18 protein-coding genes are annotated in these 18,098 nt (G+C 26.6%); 6 read left to right on the forward strand and 12 right to left on the reverse strand.

The window, feature by feature from the left end:
- Positions 1-5: 5 nt before the first annotated feature.
- Positions 6-1,583 carry a helicase-related protein gene (locus ATH_RS09240; RefSeq protein ID WP_066390073.1) on the reverse strand — a complete coding sequence of 526 codons (1,578 nt, stop codon included), beginning with the start codon at positions 1,581-1,583 and terminating at the stop codon, positions 6-8.
- 93 nt (positions 1,584-1,676) lie between these two features.
- Here ATH_RS09240 and trmA point away from each other — a divergent pair, with 93 nt between their 5' ends.
- From trmA to ATH_RS09255, 3 genes are all read left to right on the forward strand, one after another.
- The gene (gene trmA / locus ATH_RS09245) at positions 1,677-2,810 is read left to right on the forward strand and encodes a tRNA (uridine(54)-C5)-methyltransferase TrmA (RefSeq protein ID WP_066390070.1); all 1,134 of its coding nucleotides are present in this window, start codon (positions 1,677-1,679) and stop codon (positions 2,808-2,810) included.
- 207 nt (positions 2,811-3,017) lie between these two features.
- On the forward strand, positions 3,018-3,866 hold the full coding sequence (locus ATH_RS09250; protein ID WP_066172517.1) for a flagellin: 849 nt from the start codon (positions 3,018-3,020) through the stop codon (positions 3,864-3,866).
- Between the two features lie 158 nt (positions 3,867-4,024).
- Positions 4,025-4,873, forward strand: coding sequence for a flagellin (locus ATH_RS09255; protein WP_066390068.1), 849 nt, complete (start codon positions 4,025-4,027; stop codon positions 4,871-4,873).
- 25 nt (positions 4,874-4,898) lie between these two features.
- On the opposite strand, the gene ATH_RS09260 is transcribed toward ATH_RS09255, so the two are convergent.
- The 10 genes from ATH_RS09260 to pseB are packed head-to-tail and all read right to left on the reverse strand — an operon-like array spanning position 4,899 to position 14,220.
- Positions 4,899-6,920 carry a motility associated factor glycosyltransferase family protein gene (locus ATH_RS09260; RefSeq protein ID WP_066172523.1) on the reverse strand — a complete coding sequence of 674 codons (2,022 nt, stop codon included), beginning with the start codon at positions 6,918-6,920 and terminating at the stop codon, positions 4,899-4,901.
- Positions 6,917-7,402 carry a UDP-4-amino-4,6-dideoxy-N-acetyl-beta-L-altrosamine N-acetyltransferase gene (gene pseH, locus ATH_RS09265; protein ID WP_066247483.1) on the reverse strand — a complete coding sequence of 162 codons (486 nt, stop codon included), beginning with the start codon at positions 7,400-7,402 and terminating at the stop codon, positions 6,917-6,919. Before pseH (ATH_RS09265) ends, ATH_RS09260 begins: the two co-directional genes overlap by 4 nt.
- A complete protein-coding gene (locus tag ATH_RS09270; protein WP_066247486.1) occupies positions 7,399-8,079 on the reverse strand; it encodes a PIG-L deacetylase family protein in 681 nt (226 codons plus the stop codon). Before ATH_RS09270 ends, pseH (ATH_RS09265) begins: the two co-directional genes overlap by 4 nt.
- On the reverse strand, positions 8,072-8,767 hold the full coding sequence (locus tag ATH_RS09275) for a formyltransferase family protein (protein WP_066390067.1): 696 nt from the start codon (positions 8,765-8,767) through the stop codon (positions 8,072-8,074). The genes ATH_RS09270 and ATH_RS09275 overlap by 8 nt, the downstream gene beginning before the upstream one ends.
- A gap of 1 nt (position 8,768) precedes the next feature.
- Positions 8,769-9,797, reverse strand: a complete 1,029-nt coding sequence (pseI, locus tag ATH_RS09280; protein ID WP_066172533.1) for a pseudaminic acid synthase — start codon at positions 9,795-9,797, stop codon at positions 8,769-8,771.
- Positions 9,778-10,392: a UDP-4-amino-4,6-dideoxy-N-acetyl-beta-L-altrosamine N-acetyltransferase gene (pseH, locus tag ATH_RS09285; protein WP_083196013.1), complete on the reverse strand. Its 615-nt coding sequence runs from the start codon at positions 10,390-10,392 to the stop codon at positions 9,778-9,780. Before pseH (ATH_RS09285) ends, pseI begins: the two co-directional genes overlap by 20 nt.
- 23 nt (positions 10,393-10,415) lie before the next feature.
- Positions 10,416-11,360, reverse strand: coding sequence for a UDP-2,4-diacetamido-2,4,6-trideoxy-beta-L-altropyranose hydrolase (pseG, locus tag ATH_RS09290; protein ID WP_066172536.1), 945 nt, complete (start codon positions 11,358-11,360; stop codon positions 10,416-10,418).
- A gap of 1 nt (position 11,361) precedes the next feature.
- On the reverse strand, positions 11,362-12,072 hold the full coding sequence (gene pseF / locus ATH_RS09295) for a pseudaminic acid cytidylyltransferase (protein WP_066172539.1): 711 nt from the start codon (positions 12,070-12,072) through the stop codon (positions 11,362-11,364).
- A complete protein-coding gene (pseC, locus tag ATH_RS09300) occupies positions 12,065-13,231 on the reverse strand; it encodes a UDP-4-amino-4,6-dideoxy-N-acetyl-beta-L-altrosamine transaminase (protein ID WP_066172542.1) in 1,167 nt (388 codons plus the stop codon). Before pseC ends, pseF begins: the two co-directional genes overlap by 8 nt.
- Entirely contained in the window at positions 13,228-14,220 is a 993-nt protein-coding gene (gene pseB / locus ATH_RS09305) for a UDP-N-acetylglucosamine 4,6-dehydratase (inverting) (RefSeq protein ID WP_066172544.1), read from the reverse strand. Before pseB ends, pseC begins: the two co-directional genes overlap by 4 nt.
- A 106-nt stretch (positions 14,221-14,326) precedes the next feature.
- Here pseB and ATH_RS09310 point away from each other — a divergent pair, with 106 nt between their 5' ends.
- On the forward strand, positions 14,327-14,515 hold the full coding sequence (locus tag ATH_RS09310) for a hypothetical protein (RefSeq protein ID WP_066172545.1): 189 nt from the start codon (positions 14,327-14,329) through the stop codon (positions 14,513-14,515).
- 87 nt (positions 14,516-14,602) lie between these two features.
- Entirely contained in the window at positions 14,603-15,652 is a 1,050-nt protein-coding gene (recA, locus tag ATH_RS09315) for a recombinase RecA (protein WP_066172549.1), read from the forward strand.
- A 53-nt stretch (positions 15,653-15,705) separates the two neighbouring features.
- On the opposite strand, the gene ATH_RS09320 is transcribed toward recA, so the two are convergent.
- The gene (locus ATH_RS09320; RefSeq protein ID WP_066172552.1) at positions 15,706-17,052 is read right to left on the reverse strand and encodes a sodium-dependent transporter; all 1,347 of its coding nucleotides are present in this window, start codon (positions 17,050-17,052) and stop codon (positions 15,706-15,708) included.
- 200 nt (positions 17,053-17,252) lie between these two features.
- Here ATH_RS09320 and nfo point away from each other — a divergent pair, with 200 nt between their 5' ends.
- Positions 17,253-18,098, forward strand: a complete 846-nt coding sequence (nfo, locus tag ATH_RS09325) for a deoxyribonuclease IV (protein WP_066178214.1) — start codon at positions 17,253-17,255, stop codon at positions 18,096-18,098.

Here is an 18,098-nt window from a genome sequence, read left to right on the forward strand (position 1 = left end):
TTATCTTAATTTCGTTTAAAAGGTTTTTTAAACGAATTGTTACTATCTCTTTTTCTATTTCTGTTGCTTCTATTTAGCACTTTATCATCTTTCTTTCTATCAAAATCTCTATCATCTAATAATCTTCCTTTTAAAGATTTTTCTATAAAACTATTAAAAGAGTTTCTTAATATATATGCCTTTTCACTATCTGGGAAAAGTTCAGGAAGCTTATATGAAAGCCATAAATATAAAGATATTTTTTTAACTTCATCTTCAACTAAAAGTAAATCTCTTTGAGTAATAGCTTTTTTAGGTAAAGTTATAGATGGTTTATAGTGATTTACTCTTTTTTTAACAATACTTGCAATATACGAATCATATGCTTGTAAAATAATTGTTGATTTTATAGTTATTGGTGCTTGAGCCAAAAGATATTTCTCTTCCATATTTAATAAATCTTTATTATCAACTATTTTTGAAGCTTCAAGCATACTTGAAAGATTCGCTGCTTCAAAAGGTCCGCTAAACTTCATATTCAAAGAGAAGAAGTTCAATACTTTTGTTAAGGATTTTGTCTTTAAATGCATTGATAAATCTTGTAGTTGTTTATTATTTATTTTTACTTTAAATGGTGGTTTTATAGTTTTTATTGGCTGTTCAAACTCATATTTTATATATTCTAAAATATCTCTTCGTGTAGCTCCTAAATACCCAGCTTCAAAAAGCCCAAATCTTCCAGCACGACCAGCTATTTGGACAATCTCATTTACAGATATTTTTCTTTTTCTTACACCATCAAATTTTGTATCATTTGTAAATAATATTGTCTTTATTGGAAGATTTAATCCCATACTTATTGCATCTGTTGCTATTAGTATTTGGCTCTGTTTTTCTCTAAATCTTCTTGCTTCATCTCGTCGTACTTCAGGAGATAAATTTCCATAAATCACTGATACAGAGTATTTTTTCTGAAGTTTTTGTTTTAATTTTAAAACTTCTGCTCTTGAAAAAGCTATTAAAGCAGTTCCATCTTCAAGATTATCAAGGCTTGTATATTTTTCTAAAACATTTAAAGGATTTTTTCTTTTATGTTTTATTATTTCTAAATCTTCACCTAAGTATTGAACAATTTTTTTAACTGCTTCAAGTGCATTTACACTTCCTGTCATTATTACTTTTTTTGCAGGAACTCCAATAATTGCATTTACCCAAGCCCAGCCTCTTTCACTATCTTCAAGCATTTGAACTTCATCTATTACTGCAACATCAACTTCTAAATCAAAATCTAACATCTCAATAGTTGAGCAAATATGAGCAGCATCTTCATCTAAAACTTGCTCTTCTCCTGTAATTAATGAGCTATTTATATTTGATGATTTTAAATCTTCATGCCCTTCTAAAGCCAAAAGTCTAAGTGGAGCTAAATATAAACCACTATTTGCCTCTTTTAATTTTTGCATTGCATTATATGTTTTACCACTATTTGTAGGTCCAACATAAAATTCTAATTTTCTATTTAAGCTTCTTGCTATTGGATATAACTCTTTTAAATCACAATTTAATAAATTTTTTAAATCTTCTTGCCAGCTATTTTGTTTCATTATTTTATATATTCTTTTTTTAAAATTTGTCGATTATATCCAAAAAAAGCAAACTTTCAATATAATAAATTTTTAAATAAAGGATGATATTTTATGCAGTGTGATTATTTTGCTTCGTGTGCTTCGTGTACTTTACACAATATGTCTTATGATGAACAATTAAATTTTAAAATAGATAGAGAAAAAGATAGATTCAAAGATTTAATAGATTTTTCTAAAACTCCTCTTGATATTATAAAAAGTAAAGAGTCAAATTTCAGAAATAGAGCTGAATTCAGAATTTGGTGGGAAAAAGATGAAAAATCTGGAAAAGATATTTTATCTTATGCTATGAATGATTTTGATAAAAATATCTTACAAATCAACTCTTGCTCTATTGTTAGCCCAAAAATTGCTGAACTTATGCCAAAACTTTTAGAAGAGCTACAAAAAGATATGATTTTATCTTTTAGACTTTTTGCTATTGAATTTTTAAGTTCGAGTACAGATGATATTTTAATAACTTTAATTTATCACAAAAAGCTAGAAGATGAATGGATAAGTCTAGCAAAAACTTTAGAAACAAAATTTCCTATAAAAATAATAGGAAGAAGCAAAAAACAAAAAATAGTTTTAAGTAAAAACTTTATTGAAGAGAGTTTAAATATTGAAAATAAGAGTTTTAGATTTAACTATGAAGAGAATGGTTTTACTCAACCAAATACTTATGTAAATATAAAAATGATTGAGTGGGTTTTAAACAATACAAAAGATTCAAATAAAGATTTATGTGAGCTTTATTGTGGTGGTGGAAATTTTACAATTCCTCTTTCTACAAAATTCAATAAAGTTTTAGCCACAGAAATCTCAAAAACATCTATAAAATCTGCTTTAAAAAACTGTGAACTAAACAATATTTCAAATATAAAGTTTATAAGAATGAGCTCTGAAGAGTTTGTTGAAGCTTTAAATGAAGTTCGTGCTTTTAATAGATTAAAAAATATAGATTTAAAATCTTATGATTTTGATACTATTTTTATGGACCCACCAAGAAGTGGACTTGATGATACAACAAGAGCTTTAGCAAAAAATTTCGAAAATATTATCTATATATCTTGCAACCCTGAAACTCTACATAGAGATTTAAAAGAACTTATCAAAACTCATAATATCCTAAGATTCGCACTATTTGACCAGTTTGCATATAGTGAACATATTGAATCTGGAATAATTTTAAAAAGAAAATAGCTTTCTTTTTAATTTAATCTAATTTTAAGAAAAGTTATATAATAATTCCTCTATCAAAACATTTTAGGGTTAAATTTAATCCGAAGAGGCAAAAGAAATTTTGAACTCTATGCTTGAACCTTTTTTATAAAAAGAGACAAGAAGGTTTTAGGTTGTAATATTTTAAAAAAATATTATAAATTGTTTAAAAATCTAAAAGGATTTATTATGAGAATTAATACAAACGTATCTTCACTTACAGCTCAAGAAGCTTCAACAAACACAAATAAAAACATTTCTAACTCTTTAGAAAAACTTTCTTCTGGTTTAAGAATCAATAAAGCTTCTGATGATGCTTCTGGTCTTGCTATTGCTGATAAATTAAGAACTCAAGTTACTTCTATAAACCAAGGTGTTTCTAACGGTAACTCTGCTGTTGCTTTATTACAAATTGCTGATAAATCTATGGCTGAGCAATCAACTATTCTTGATACAATCAAAGCAAAACTAATCCAAGCAAATACTGATACTACTTCTCAAGATGGTAGAGATGCTATTGCAAAAGATGTTAGTAAACTTTTAGAGCAATTAAATAATATTGCTGAACAAACAAACTATAATGGTACAAACCTTTTACAAGGAGCTAGAGGTGCTGTTGCTGGACAGTCTGCATTAAGTTTTCAAATTGGTGAAAATGTAGGTGATATGATTACTACAAAAGCAATTCAAGCAAATACTAATGGTTATTCACTAACTGTATTATCAGGCGCAGCTGGTGGAGCAACATTCACAAGAGCACAAGCTACAGCAGGTCAAACAGCAGTTGATAAAGCAATTACTGCTCTAAATGGATATAGAGGAGATATAGGTTCTACTCAAAACCAAGTTGAATCAGCTATTAGAAACTTAATGACTCAATCAACAAATATTAAAGCAGCTGAATCTGTAATTAGAGATGTTGATTATGCACAAGAGTCTGCAAACTTTAATAAGTTGAATATCATTTCTCAAGCTGGTTCATATGCAATCAGTCAAGCTAATGCTACTCAACAAAATGTTCTAAGACTACTTCAATAGTTAATTAGTCTTAAGTTCTCTTTTGTAAAAAAGTGGGGATTTTTCTCCACTTTTTCTAATTTCATTTTTAATTTAAACTAATTTTATGAATTAGTTTGTAATAATTGTGTCATTAAGTTTTATTTACACCAAAATAAACCAAAACTAAGGACATATTTATGAAAATTAATACGAACGTTTCATCTTTAACAGCTCAAGAAGCAGCAACAAATACTAATAATAGTATTAAAAACTCTTTAGAGAAACTTTCTACTGGATTAAAAATCAATAAAGCTAGTGATGATGCTTCTGGTCTTGCTATTGCTGATAAACTTAGAACTCAAGTTACATCTATAAATCAAGGTGTTTCAAATGGTAACTCTGCTGTTGCTTTACTTCAAATTGCTGATAAATCTATGGCTGAACAATCTCAAATTCTGGATACAATAAAAGCAAAACTAATCCAAGCAAACACTGATACTACTTCAGAAGATGGTAGAAATGCTATTGCAAAAGATATTAGTAAACTCTTAGAACAGCTTGATAATATTGCAAAACAGACAAACTATAATGGAACAAATCTTTTGCAAGAGACTAGAACAGGTACTGGCCCAAAAGGGACATTATCTTTTCAAATTGGTGAAAATGTAGGTGATATGATTACTACAAAATCTGTTCAAGCGAATACTGTTGGATTTTCACTAAATCAATTAGTAACAGATTCTGCAGCAACTACCTTTACAAGAGCAATGGCAACTGCTGGACAGAGTAAAGTTGATGCAGCTCTTACAACTTTAAATGGATATAGAGGAGATATAGGTTCTACTCAAAACCAAATTGAATCAGCAGTTAGAAACTTAATGACTCAATCTACAAATATTAAAAATGCGGAATCAGTTTTAAGAGATGTTGATTATGCTGAAGAGAGTGCAAACTTTAATAAACTAAATATCATCTCTCAAGCTGGGTCGTATGCGATTAGCCAATCAAATGCTGTTTCTCAAAATGTATTAAGATTACTTCAGTAATCTTAATACTACATCTTATTTTCTTTTATAAAACCCTTTTTACCATAAATATATAATCATCTAGTGTTTTATTCATTTGAGACACAAAAACCATTTTAATTTTATTTAGTTGCTTAGCTTCATTTTTTATCTTTGAGTCATTAAAATGATAAGTCAAATATGGTATATAAAGAATAAAATATTGATACAAATACTGATAAATCATAAAATATTTATTTTCAAATACAATAGAAATAATAGAGATAGCCTTTTCACAAAACTCATCATAATTTTTAAAATCTGTATTCTCAATATCTTCTAATATAATCTTAATTTTGGTATCCATAAAATCTAACTCTTCCTTTATAGATTTTTTTGAATCTTTATCCAAAGATTTATTTGAATTTTCTTCTAAATAACTTTTTAGATTTATTTCTTTATTTATAGGTTTTAGTTTTATATCATCTTTATTTGTAGGTATTGTACCTTCAAAATATGCTCCATTATTTGATAAATTATATATCTTTAAATCTTTTACTTCAGTATTTTTTATCTTTCTCTCAGCTTCTTTTATAGATACATAAAATATTGCTGTTGTAAATACTTCATCTTTATTATTTCCCTTTACTTTAATTAAACTTTTTCTTTCACTAAAAACTTCTCTTGTTTGGACTTCATCTAAATTTAATCTACTAACACCTGAACCTGCATCTTTTGAATGGCTCTCTCCAGTTTCTTGGTTTAGAGCTAAATCAAGCCCTATTAGATAAATCTCTTTTGCATTAAAATGAAGTAAAATATCTAATGTAACTTCTCCTATACTGTACCCACTAAATGCTATGTTGTTTTTATAAAAAGGAATAAACACCTCATATAAAAAAAGATTCTCTTGCTTAAACTTATTTAATACCTCTTTATTTGTGATACTTGAAGCTAAAATAATAGTATTTTTATCAATCTTTGCTACATTTTCATCATCAAATTGCATATCTGCTAAAAACTGTTGTTCATCTAAAGTTGTAATTAGGTCTATTTTTATACCATTATTAATTAGCTTTTTATATGCAGAACCAATTGTAACTATAAAAAAATTATTCTGATTTGCTTTTATCCACTCTAAATTATCATCCAATGATGGACCAGCAGCTAAATATAAAATTGGTGTATTTCTAAGAATATTACATTTCTTTTTTATACTTCCAAAATTTAATGTTCTATACTCTTCTAAATATTGTGTGGCTCTATTCATCTGTATATATAATTTTCTATTGTAATCATATGTTAATGGATTCAAATGAGACAATGTTGTCAAAATAGCATCTATATATTTATCTATATTAATTCCTGTTGTAGTAAGTTTTAATATATAGTTATCAAATACTGAAGTATTTAAAAACTTCATAATCCTATTCTCTTCTTCTAAATAATTATCCATTACAGAAAAAACTACCCCTTTTTTTGCCAAAAGAGTATAATCTACAGTAAACAAAGACAATCTAAATATCTCTAAATTTCTCTCCAAAACTAAATATGAACTTGCATCTACTTTTTGTGCAATTCTTGGAATATGTCTTCCTAGAAGTGTACCCAAAAATATAAATTTATCTATTTTCTTAAATCTTTTCTTTTTTTGGTCTAAAAAATCATTTAATGTTTTTGTATATTCTTGTATATCACAATATGTTAATGAATTTAACTCATTCATAGTATTTAGTTCAAATCTTTTACTTTTATCAATATCTACATCGGTTTTAATATTAAAATATTGTGCTATATTTATAATAGTGTTTTTAATATCTAATTCTGTATTTCTTACCAAATTATCATTAAATTTTTTTGGATTCTTATTATACAGATATTTATCATTTAAAATATCATATATATCAAAATCTCCATCTTGCATATTAAATTCAAGTGCATATTTTTCTTGATAACTTCCATCTTCTATCATTCTTGATAACTCATCTACTCTATGATAAAGTTCATTATCATACTCACTTAGAAAAGCTAAATTTGCTAAAAATGTTGTTGTAAGTGCATTTTGTAACTCTATTTGTGCTTCTGTCATATTTTACCTTTATTATTTAAATCCATACAAATAACTTTCTTATTGTTTACTATCTTCTCTGCATACTCTTTAAAACCATAAGATTTATATAATAAATAAGCTTTTTCATTTTCAAAATAGACTTCTGAATATATCTTTACTACTTTTAGAATCTCAAATGAAAAATTTATGATAGTTTCCAATAAGATTTTACCATAACCTTTTAAATTTGGATTTGTATATACTCCCATATGTAAACTCTCATTTTGTTTAATCTGAGTAAAATAAATTACTCCGATATTTTCATCTTCTTTTTTTACCAAAAAATATAATTTTTCTTTACTATTCTTTAAACTATCTATAAAATTTAAATGATTCTCTAGAATTATATCATCTTGAGTATACATCCATTTTTTTATATTTGGATTATTTCTCCATTCTAAAATTATCTTTTTTTCATCATTACTTAAATCTGTAAAATTTATTAATTTTATCTCTTTCATCTTATTACTCTCACACTTTTAAAAGCTTCAACATATTTTTTACCAACTCTCATGCCATTATATTTTGCATTTAGCTCTATTCCCTCAATACTTCTTGGATGTGGATAAATACAAAGTTCTGATTTATATTCTTTCATAGCACAAATTTTCAAATCCAAGGTATCCTCTATATCAAAAAATGTATCTGGAGAGAATGATAATGGATAATTCCATTCTGTTGAGGATAAAATTTCAAAGCTATAAATTTCTTTTACGCTTTCATTTTGCATAGGTCTAGTTGCAGTTATAACTGCTTTATATGTAATTTGATGGTCAATATTTAAATCATTTTCATAATGAGTAAAAATAATATCTGGGCGAATCTCTTCTTTTACTTTTGAAATTACTTTTACAATATCCAATAAATCAACACTATCAAATCTATTATCAGGAAAATTATAAATAAAAGTTTTTTTTATTCCTATAGTATCATTTGCTCTTTTTATTTCGCTATTTAAAATCTCTATTTCATCTTTTTTATTTTCAACCACTCTTTTTTCATCTCTGCTTGTTTTTCCTTCACCCAATATCAAAGTATATGCTTCATAGCCTTCTTGAATTAATCTTGCGACCGTTCCAAAACATCCTAAAACCTCATCATCTGGATGGGCTGCTACTATTAATATTTTTTTATTCATCTTTAGAGACCTCAAATCTTCCTTCAAGTTTTCCATCTTTTATTATAACTTCAGATAGCTCAATTTTCAAATTATCAAGTTCTAAATAAGCTTTAGGGTAACTAGGAGCATCTAGCATCCTAATAAAATCATATAAGTTATTAATAGAAATATCATTTAATGTTTTTATATTACTTTGTTCTGGTGTTCTTCTTTTAAATAATACAATATCTCCTTCTTGTCTTACTGGAGTTGGATTTTGTCTTAAGATATTTGGTATTAATTTTTTAAAAATCAGTTTTGAAGCATTTTCATAAATCTCTTTTGCACTTCCCTTTGAAATATCAAAATCTTCTTTTAAATAAACATCTCCTTCATCTAACTCTTTTGATACTTTAATTGCACTTATTTTTGTATTATATACTTTATTTATAATTAAATTTTGTAAAGGGCTTCCACCTCTTCCATAAGGTAAATCAGTCATATGAAATAAAATACACTCATAATTTTTATATATATTTTCTGGAATTATCCATGACCAATGTGGGAAAAATATATATTTTGGATTAATTTTTCTAATATTATCTAAAGTCAATTCTTCTTTATTATCAATTATATGAAAGTTATATTCTTTATATAAATTTTCTTTCAATTTAAAATAATTCTTAATATTCCAATCTTTTATTGTTACAATTAAAATATTATTCATATTAAAACATTTCCAATCTATCACCAAATTTATAATCTTTTTTAGAAACCTTCCCAATAATATCGTTTAAATATTTAGGATGAAGCCCATACCCTGGTCTTACACTTCGTATATTATCAGTATTAAATATTTCTCCTTTTTTTATATCTTTTGATATATATAGACTTCTTGCAAAACGACGCTGTTTTGTTCTTTTTTCATTTAAACTATATTCTACTTTTCCTAACAACTTTTCACTATCTCTAACAGCTTTTATCATATCTTCAAACTCTTTTTTATCTAAAGAAAAATCAGCATCTGCTCCACCTATACTTTTATCAATAATAAAATGTTTCTCTATAATCTTTGCTCCTAAAGTAACTGCAACAACTGGTGCAATATGTCCCATAGTATGATCAGAAAAACCAACTTCTACACCAAATGTTTCCTTCATATTTTGTATTGTTTTTAAATTTGCTTCTTCTAGCTTTGCTGGATATTCACTTGTACATTTTAAAAGAATAATATCTTCATTTCCAACACTTTTACAAATATTCACAACATCTTGTATCTCATCAATAGTTGCAATACCTGTACTTATAATTATTGGTTTTCCTTTACTTGCTGTATATTTTACAAGTTCATAATCTGTTATTTCAAAAGATGCAATTTTATAAGCACTTGGATTAAATTGTTCAAGAAAATCAACTGCACTTTTATCGAAAGGTGTTGAGAAAATATCTATATCTAAACTTCTTGCATAATCAAAAAGTTCTTTATGCCACTCCCAAGGAGTATATGCTTCTTCATAAAGTTCATAAAGATTTTTTCCATCCCAAAGTGTTCCACCACTTATCATAAAATCTTCATTATTACTATTTATAGTCATTGTATCAGCACGATATGTTTGAAGTTTTATTGCATTTGCCCCAATTTCCTTTGCAGCTTTTATAGTCTCTTTTGCTACCTCTAAACTTCCATTGTGATTTGCACTTAACTCTGCAATTATATAAGTTCCATCTTTATTTAAATCAAATTTTCCTATCTTCATTTTTTAACTCCATACAAATTACATTTATATTATTAACAATTTTTCTATCTACTTCTTTAAATTTATATTTTTTATGTAGATTTATAACCTTGATATTATTTTCAAATATCTCTAATTTTAGTCTATTTACCTTTAATACATCAAAAGCAAATTTTATTGATGTTTCTTCTAATACTCTTCCTATTCCTGAAACTGAATTAGGATTTCCATAAAAACCAAAATATGAAAACTCACTATTTATATCAACAAAATAAATTACACCTAAATTATCTCCATCTTTTTTTAATAGAAAATATAATTTATCTTTATTTATTTTTAAATTTTCAATAAAATTCAAATGTTCTTCTAGTTTTATAATATGTTGATTGTACATCCATTTTCTAACTTCTGGATTATTTCTCCATTCTAAAATTAGATTATTTTCTTCTAAGCTTAAATCTATAAAATCATGAAGAGTTATACTTTTCCCTTCATCTAGTTCAATTTTTAGTATATATTTAGTACCATCTACTTCAAAAAATTCTGGATGATTTTCATTATCTATAATTCTCAATAAATTAAATTGTTCTTTTGATGTTGATATTACTTTTTTCATATAAATTTACCTTTTAATCATTTTTAAACTTTATACTTTTCATTTTCTACACCTAAGATTTTATCTATACCTTTTTCCAACTCTTTTTTATTAAAGCTTCTCAAAGTTTTATATCCATCTTTTACTATATATTTATACATATATTTTTGATTTTTAGCTGTTTTTATAGCAATAAAAGGAATATCTAAATAAAAAACTTCATTTAAAGTAACACTTGGAGTAACTATTGCTAAATCACTTTTAATCATATAATTAGCAATTCTTCTTGAATTAATATGTAAATTTATCCATTTCTTACTTTTACAATATTTATTTAATTGTTTTAGATTTTTATTTGCATTTGTAGTAAAAAGATTTACTACTATTTTTTCTTTATTCTTTTTTCTAAATTTCTTAATTATTTTTAAAATTTTTATATTTTTATTTGTATGGTCAGCTCCACCCATAGCTACAAAAATAGTTTTTATTTTCTTATTTTTTTTTATTTTTTTTGTTTGTTTTTTAGCTTCTAAAAATTCTTCTCTTAAAAGTGTGTATTTACTTCCACATCTTAATTCACAATTATTTGGTACTAGATTTTTATATCTTTTTTCATCTGCATAAATATTATGATTTAATAAAATATCACAATAATGTTTTTCATAAGTATCGTCAAACACAAATATTTTTAAACTTGGATTTAACTCTTTTAATTTTTTCTCAAAATTATAATTTATTTCATAACTATCAATTATTATCATATCGATATTTAATTTTTTAATTAACTCGTTTAATTTATCAAAACTATTTGATTTTAGAAGTTCTATTTTATAACCTGCTTCAATAATTTTGTGATTTATATTTCCATCTAAATTTTCTGTAGCAAAAATAATATTATCATTTAAATATTGTTTTGCTAAAACCAAATCTCTCATAATATGCCCCGTTCCAATATATGAGGATGAATTGGCTCTTATTAAAATATTCATATCAAATCTTTTTTATATCTTGTGATTTTCTAATAGCTTCATACATAATCTCTGCCCTTTGCCAATCTTCAAGTGTATCAATATCTTGTACTAAACATCTAGGAAGTATTATAGGAATACTATCTTTTCCAAACATTATCTCATCTGATTTTATACTTAAGTTTTCCCAATAAAATTGTCCAGCATCTTGATAAGCCTCTTCTAAATCCTGACTTCGTTTCATAAAATTTTCTGGCCAAAACATCTCACATCTTTCATCTTGAGTGATTTTAAATGTTCTTTGAATTGGAAATGGCATAGAAGTACAAGAAAAAGCATTTTTAACAGTTGAATTTTTGAGTTTAGTAAAACCTTCTATTAGATATTTTTCTTGAAGAAATGGGGCTGTTGCATAAATTGTACAAACAAAATCTATTTTTTCTCCATTTTGTTTTAAAAAATCTATTGCATGATTTACAACTGCTCCCGTACCAGTAAAATCATCACAAAGTTCTTTTGGTCTTATAAATGGAATATCTGCTCCATAATTTTTAGATACTTCTACAATCTCCTCATCATCTGTTGAAACTATAACTTTGGAAAAAAGTTTTGATTTAATTGCTGCTTCAATACTATATGCAATAAGTGGTTTTCCATGAAAATTTTTTATATTTTTTTTAGGGATTCTTTTGCTTCCACCACGTGCTGGAATTATTGCTACACAATTAAGCACTTAAAATGTCCAATAAAGTTTCAACAACATACTTTTGCTCATCTTCTTTTAAGCTTGGATACATAGGAAGAGAAAAGCACTCTTTATAATATTTATCCATTTTAGGAGTTTTCTCATTCCCATATCCTAAGTCTTTATAAAAAACTTGTTTATTTATAGGAATATAGTGAAGCTGAAGACCTATATTTTTATCTCTCATTTTATTAAATAATTCTGCTTTTGTAATATTTAACTTTGAAAAGTCAACACAAACCACATAAAGATGATAAGATGAATTTTTATCAAAATTATATATTGGTTTTACAATACTATTTGAAAAAATTTTATCATAATTTAAAGCAATACTCTTTCTTTTTTTTATAAAGCTATCAAGTTTTTTAAATTGGCTAAGTCCTAATGCAGAGGCAAAATCTGTAATTCTATAATTAAAACCTAGAGTTTGCATCTCATAGTACCAAGAATTTGTGTTTCCTTTTTCATCTTTTGCCATATTTTCATCTAAAAAATTATCTCTACTTATTCCATGAGCTCTATATTGAATAAGTTTTTCATATATATCTTTACTATTTGTAGTAATAGCACCACCTTCTCCTGTTGTTATATGCTTAACTGGATGAAAAGACAAAATACTACAATCACTGTTTACACAAGAACCAGCTTTTACACCTTTTTTTTCTGCACCCAAAGAATGTGCACAATCTTCTAATATTTTTACTCCATATTTATCTTTTAAATATTTTAGTTTCTCTTGATTTACAATTTTTCCTGAAAAGTGCACAACATATATTGCTTTTATCGAGCTATCTTTTTCAAGTTCTTTTTCACATAAATCTAAATCTATATTTCCATCTTCACAAATATCTAAAAAAACTGGTTTTGCTTCTAAATACAAAATTGAATTTGAAGTTGCAACAAAAGAGTTTACGGTTGTTAAAACCTTATCCCCTTTTTCTAAAAGAACCATAGAAGCTAAATGAAGTGCTGCTGTACCATTTGATACCGCAACACAATACTTTGCACTTGTGTATTCACAGATTTTATCTTCAAACTCTTTTATTTTTGGTCCTGTTGTTAAAAAATCTGATTTTAAAACTTCAATAACTGCTTTAATATCATCTTCATCTATATTTTGTTTCCCATATGGAATAAAAGTTTTCATGCTTTTTTTACCATATTTAAAAACTCTTCATTACTTAGCCTTTGTTTATTATTTCCTGAATTATATTCAAAACCTTGTAATACAGGTTTTCCTACTTCGCCTAATAAGTTTTTACTATAATCTACATATCCAGAAAATTTTATAGTTGGTTTGATTACATAGTGATCATCAAATTCCAAAGTTAAGTGACTATCATCAGCTGGACACATAATTTCATGTAATTTTTCTCCTGGTCTTATACCTATTATTTTGTGTGATAAATTTGGAGCAAGAGCTGTTGCCATATCTATTATTTTCATTGAAGGTATTTTTGGAATAAAAATCTCTCCACCTTGCATTCTTTCAAAATTTTTCAATACAAAATTTACACCATCTTCAAGAGTTATAAAAAATCTTGTCATTTTTTCATCTGTTATAGGAATCTCTTTTTCTCCATTTTCGATTAGTTTTTCAAAAAATGGAACAACTGATCCCCTACTTCCTACAACATTTCCATATCTAACTACTGAAAATTTAATATCATTTTTTCCAACAAGATTATTTGCGGCAACAAAAAGCTTATCTGAAGCCAATTTTGTAGCACCATACAGATTTACTGGATTTGCAGCTTTGTCTGTTGAAAGAGCAATTACTCTTTTTACACCATTTTCAAGTGCTGCTTCAATTACATTTTGGGCACCATCAATATTTGTTTTTATACACTCCATTGGATTATACTCAGCAATAGGCACATGTTTAAGTGCAGCTGCATGAATAATAAAATCAACATCTTTTGTTGCTTGTTTTAATCTTTGATTATCTCTTACATCACCGATAAAATATCTCATACATTTTGCATTGTACTCTTGAGCCATTTCATATTGTTTTAATTCATCTCTACTAAAAATTATTATTTTATTTGGTTTGTATTTTTCTAATAATACTTCTGTATATTTTTTACCAAAACTACCCGTCCCACCAGTTATTAAGATATTCTTTCCGTTAAACATTTTCTTGCCTCAAATTACAAATTTAATCTACATTTTAACCTAATTTATTTATTATTTTATTAAATTATGTAATAATAAAGAACTATTATTTGAGAAAAAGAGAAATATGAGCGAAATAATCCCAGAAAATATTTTAAAAATACAAAAAAAACTTGCAACTTTGCAAAAAGATTCAAGAAACTATAAAAAATATACAAAGATATTGGCAAAACATATAAAAGCTTATACTATGAAAAAAAGAGTAAATGCCCATATTAAAAGCATTGAAACTATTGAAGCTTTAGATAAAGAGTAAAAATATTGCAAATTGTAATATTTTTACTCATTTTTAAAAATATGTGCTAATATTCCAACAGAAAAGAAAAAGGCGAGGTAAAACAAAATGGATGAAAATCAAAAAAAATCACTAGAATTAGCAATTAAACAAATAGACAAAGCTTTTGGAAAAGGTACTTTAATAAGACTTGGAGATAAAGAAGTTATTCCAACTGAAGCTATTAGTACAGGTTCTTTAGGACTTGATTTGGCTTTAGGTGTTGGTGGACTTCCAAAAGGAAGAGTTATAGAAATTTATGGACCTGAAAGTTCAGGAAAAACAACTCTTACTTTACATGCTATTGCAGAGGCACAAAAAGCTGGTGGAGTTTGCGCTTTTATAGATGCTGAACATGCTTTAGATGTAAAATATGCAAAAGATATTGGTGTTGATATTGATAATTTACTTGTTTCTCAGCCAGATTTTGGAGAACAAGCTTTAGAAATTCTTGAAACTGTTATTAGAAGTGGAGCTGTTGATTTAGTTGTTATTGACTCTGTTGCAGCACTTACACCAAAAGTTGAAATAGATGGTGATATGGATGATATGCAAGTTGGAGTTCAAGCAAGACTTATGAGTAAAGCTTTAAGAAAAGTTACTGGTCTTTTAAGCAAAATGAACTGTACAGTTATTTTTATTAATCAAATAAGAATGAAAATTGGAATGACTGGTTATGGAAGCCCTGAAACAACAACTGGTGGAAATGCACTTAAATTTTACTCTTCAGTTAGACTAGATATTAGAAGAATTGCTACACTTAAACAAGGTGAAAATTCTATTGGAAATAGAGTTAAAGTTAAAGTTGTAAAAAATAAAGTAGCTGCTCCATTTAAACAAGCTGAGTTTGATATTATGTTTGGAGAAGGAATTTCTAAAACAGGTGAACTTGTAGATTATGGAGTTAAACTTGATATTGTTGATAAAGCTGGAGCTTGGTTTAGCTATGGTGATACAAAAATTGGTCAAGGAAGAGAAAACTCTAAAATATTCTTAAGAGATAATCCAGAAATTGCAAAAGAGATAGAAGATAAAATCTTAAATTCTATGGGAATAAATGATACAATTATCACTGGAAGTGATGATGAAGATAGTTCTTCTGACTCTTTAGATGATTAATATAATTGAGACAAATTAATTTTGTCTCAATATTTTTCTAAAAAATTTACAAACTAAAAACTTACAAGCCCTGCTTCTTTTAGCATTAAAACAAATATTGCAAAAGGTGTTAAATATCTTAAAACAATAAGCCATAAAGAGAATAAGAACTTTCCTAAATATGGTTCAAGTGCTTTTCTTATAACTTCTTTATCTGCAATATATGCGACAAAAATTGATATTGCTATTCCTCCAAGAGGCATCATAATTGCAGATGTAGAAAAATCTAACCAATCAAAAAATGATCTTCCATAAAATGTTAAATAATCTTTAAAATCATTTGAAAAAGATAATATTGCTAAAAGTCCTAAGCTGTATGCAAAAGCAGATACAGTAATTGTTGCTTTTAATCTTTTATATCCTTTTCTCTCCATTAAATACATAATTGCTGGTTCTATCATTGAAACAGCAGATGTAATAGCAGCAAAAGCTAAAGCAAGAAAGAAAAATATTGCAAATATTGTACCAGCAAATCCCATATCAGAAAAAATTGCAGGTAAAGTTATAAAAACCAATCCTACTCCTTTATCTACATTTGCATCTGCACTAAATATTATTGTAAAAATGATAAGTCCTGATAAAAATGCAGTTAAAACATCCATAATTACTACAAAAAGTGTTGCTTTTAGGATATGTGTATCTTCACTTATAGAAGCTGAATAAGTCAAAATAGTTACAACTCCAACAGATAAACAAAAGAATGCATGTCCAACTGCAATTAAGATTGAATTTGTATCAAAATTCTCAAAATCTACTTTAAACATAAACTCCATAGCTTTTGGAAAACCACTTAAAGTAATAGAGTAAAAAAACATCAATATAAATATAATAAATAGTGCAGGAATTAGCATATTATTTAATTTTTCTATCCCTTTTTTTATCCCTTTTGAAATAATAAAAGCAATTAAGACAAACACAAATGTAAAATATGATATTTGAGATAAAAGATTAGTTTGTGAATAGTTCAAGAAATACTTTTCAGCTAAATCCACACTTGCAGGCAAAGTTGTAAAGCTTAGAACTGTATAGTGTAAAATCCAAGCTATAACAATAGGATAAAAAGAGATTATTAAGATTCCTGTTATAAAAGTAAAACCAATATATTTAAAATATTTATGCTTTTTTGGAGATAAAACTTCAAAAGTTGTAACAGCATCTTTTTTTACAATTTTTCCTAAAATCACCTCAGCAATGAATATAGAAATTCCAATAGAAAAAACTGCAAGTAAGAATACTAAAACAAAAGCTCCACCACCATTTTCTCCTGTAATATAAGGAAATTTCCAAATATTACCAAGCCCAATTGCACTTCCTGCAATCGCCAAAACATATCCAACTCTTGAAAACCTATTTTTATGCAAAACAACCTCTGATATAAACTTTTTTTGATTGTATCTAAAAGTTTATAATTTTTTTACCTCTACTTTATACTATTATCTCTTAAACACTCTATTATTCTATACTTAGCTGTTTTAGGATATTATAAATTTCTAATTAAATTGGATAAAGATTATCATAATATGTATATAAATATTACTTTTATTCATAAATAGGAGTTAAAATGAAATTTGTTGGTGCTCATGTGAGTGCAAGTGGTGGAGTTTATAATTCACCAATAAATGCTAGTTTAATAGGAGCAAAAGCTTTTGCTTTATTTACTAAAAATCAAAGACAATGGAATGCAAAAGCTTTAGATAATGAGACAATTGATAGATGGTTTAAAGAGCTTGAAAAAAGTGGAATACAAAGTAAACATATTTTACCTCACAACTCATATCTTATAAATCTTGGGCATCCAGATAGTGATGCTAGAGAAAAATCTTTAAATAGTTTTATTGATGAAGTTCAAAGATGTGAAATATTAGCTTTAGATAAATTAAATTTTCATCCAGGTTCTCACTTAAGAAAAATAAGCGAAGATGAGTGTTTAGATAATATTGCAGAGTGTTTAAATATATCTTTAGAAAAAACAAGTGGTGTTAAACTTGTTATTGAAAATACTGCTGGTCAAGGAAGTAATCTTGGTTACAAATTTGAACATCTTGCATATTTAATAGATAAAGTTGAAGATAAAAGTAGAATTGGTGTATGTATTGATACTTGTCATATGTTTACAGCTGGTTATGATATTAGAACAAAAGAAGCCTATGATAAAACTTGGGCAGAATTTGACAAAATTGTAGGAAGAGAATATTTGGCAGGAATGCATATAAATGATTCAAAACCAGAACTTGGAAGCCGTGTTGATAGACATGATAGCCTTGGAGCTGGTCAAATTGGTTGGGATGCTTTTAAATTTATAATGAATGATTCTAGAATGGATGATATTCCACTTGTTTTAGAAACAATAGATGAAAACATTTGGGCACAAGAGATAGAAACTTTATATAGTTTTATAGGAAAATAG

It is taken from the genome of Aliarcobacter thereius LMG 24486, assembly GCF_004214815.1.
In the GTDB taxonomy this organism is placed as follows: domain Bacteria; phylum Campylobacterota; class Campylobacteria; order Campylobacterales; family Arcobacteraceae; genus Aliarcobacter; species Aliarcobacter thereius.

Excerpts from the sequence above, each read along its gene's own strand:
- ATH_RS09250 (WP_066172517.1), top strand. The coding sequence starts at position 3,018 with ATGAGAATTAATACAAACGTATCTTCACTTACAGCTCAAGAAGCTTCA.
- pseH (WP_066247483.1), bottom strand. The coding sequence starts at position 7,402 with ATGAAAGAGATAAAATTAATAAATTTTACAGATTTAAGTAATGATGAA.
- recA (WP_066172549.1), top strand. The coding sequence starts at position 14,603 with ATGGATGAAAATCAAAAAAAATCACTAGAATTAGCAATTAAACAAATA.
- pseI (WP_066172533.1), bottom strand. The coding sequence starts at position 9,797 with ATGAAGATAGGAAAATTTGATTTAAATAAAGATGGAACTTATATAATT.
- ATH_RS09240 (WP_066390073.1), bottom strand. The coding sequence starts at position 1,583 with ATGAAACAAAATAGCTGGCAAGAAGATTTAAAAAATTTATTAAATTGT.
- pseH (WP_083196013.1), bottom strand. The coding sequence starts at position 10,392 with ATGAAAAAAGTAATATCAACATCAAAAGAACAATTTAATTTATTGAGA.
- pseG (WP_066172536.1), bottom strand. The coding sequence starts at position 11,360 with ATGAATATTTTAATAAGAGCCAATTCATCCTCATATATTGGAACGGGG.
- nfo (WP_066178214.1), top strand. The coding sequence starts at position 17,253 with ATGAAATTTGTTGGTGCTCATGTGAGTGCAAGTGGTGGAGTTTATAAT.
- pseB (WP_066172544.1), bottom strand. The coding sequence starts at position 14,220 with ATGTTTAACGGAAAGAATATCTTAATAACTGGTGGGACGGGTAGTTTT.
- ATH_RS09270 (WP_066247486.1), bottom strand. The coding sequence starts at position 8,079 with ATGAATAAAAAAATATTAATAGTAGCAGCCCATCCAGATGATGAGGTT.
- ATH_RS09260 (WP_066172523.1), bottom strand. The coding sequence starts at position 6,920 with ATGACAGAAGCACAAATAGAGTTACAAAATGCACTTACAACAACATTT.
- ATH_RS09310 (WP_066172545.1), top strand. The coding sequence starts at position 14,327 with ATGAGCGAAATAATCCCAGAAAATATTTTAAAAATACAAAAAAAACTT.
- ATH_RS09255 (WP_066390068.1), top strand. The coding sequence starts at position 4,025 with ATGAAAATTAATACGAACGTTTCATCTTTAACAGCTCAAGAAGCAGCA.
- ATH_RS09275 (WP_066390067.1), bottom strand. The coding sequence starts at position 8,767 with ATGAATAATATTTTAATTGTAACAATAAAAGATTGGAATATTAAGAAT.
- pseC (WP_066172542.1), bottom strand. The coding sequence starts at position 13,231 with ATGAAAACTTTTATTCCATATGGGAAACAAAATATAGATGAAGATGAT.
- trmA (WP_066390070.1), top strand. The coding sequence starts at position 1,677 with ATGCAGTGTGATTATTTTGCTTCGTGTGCTTCGTGTACTTTACACAAT.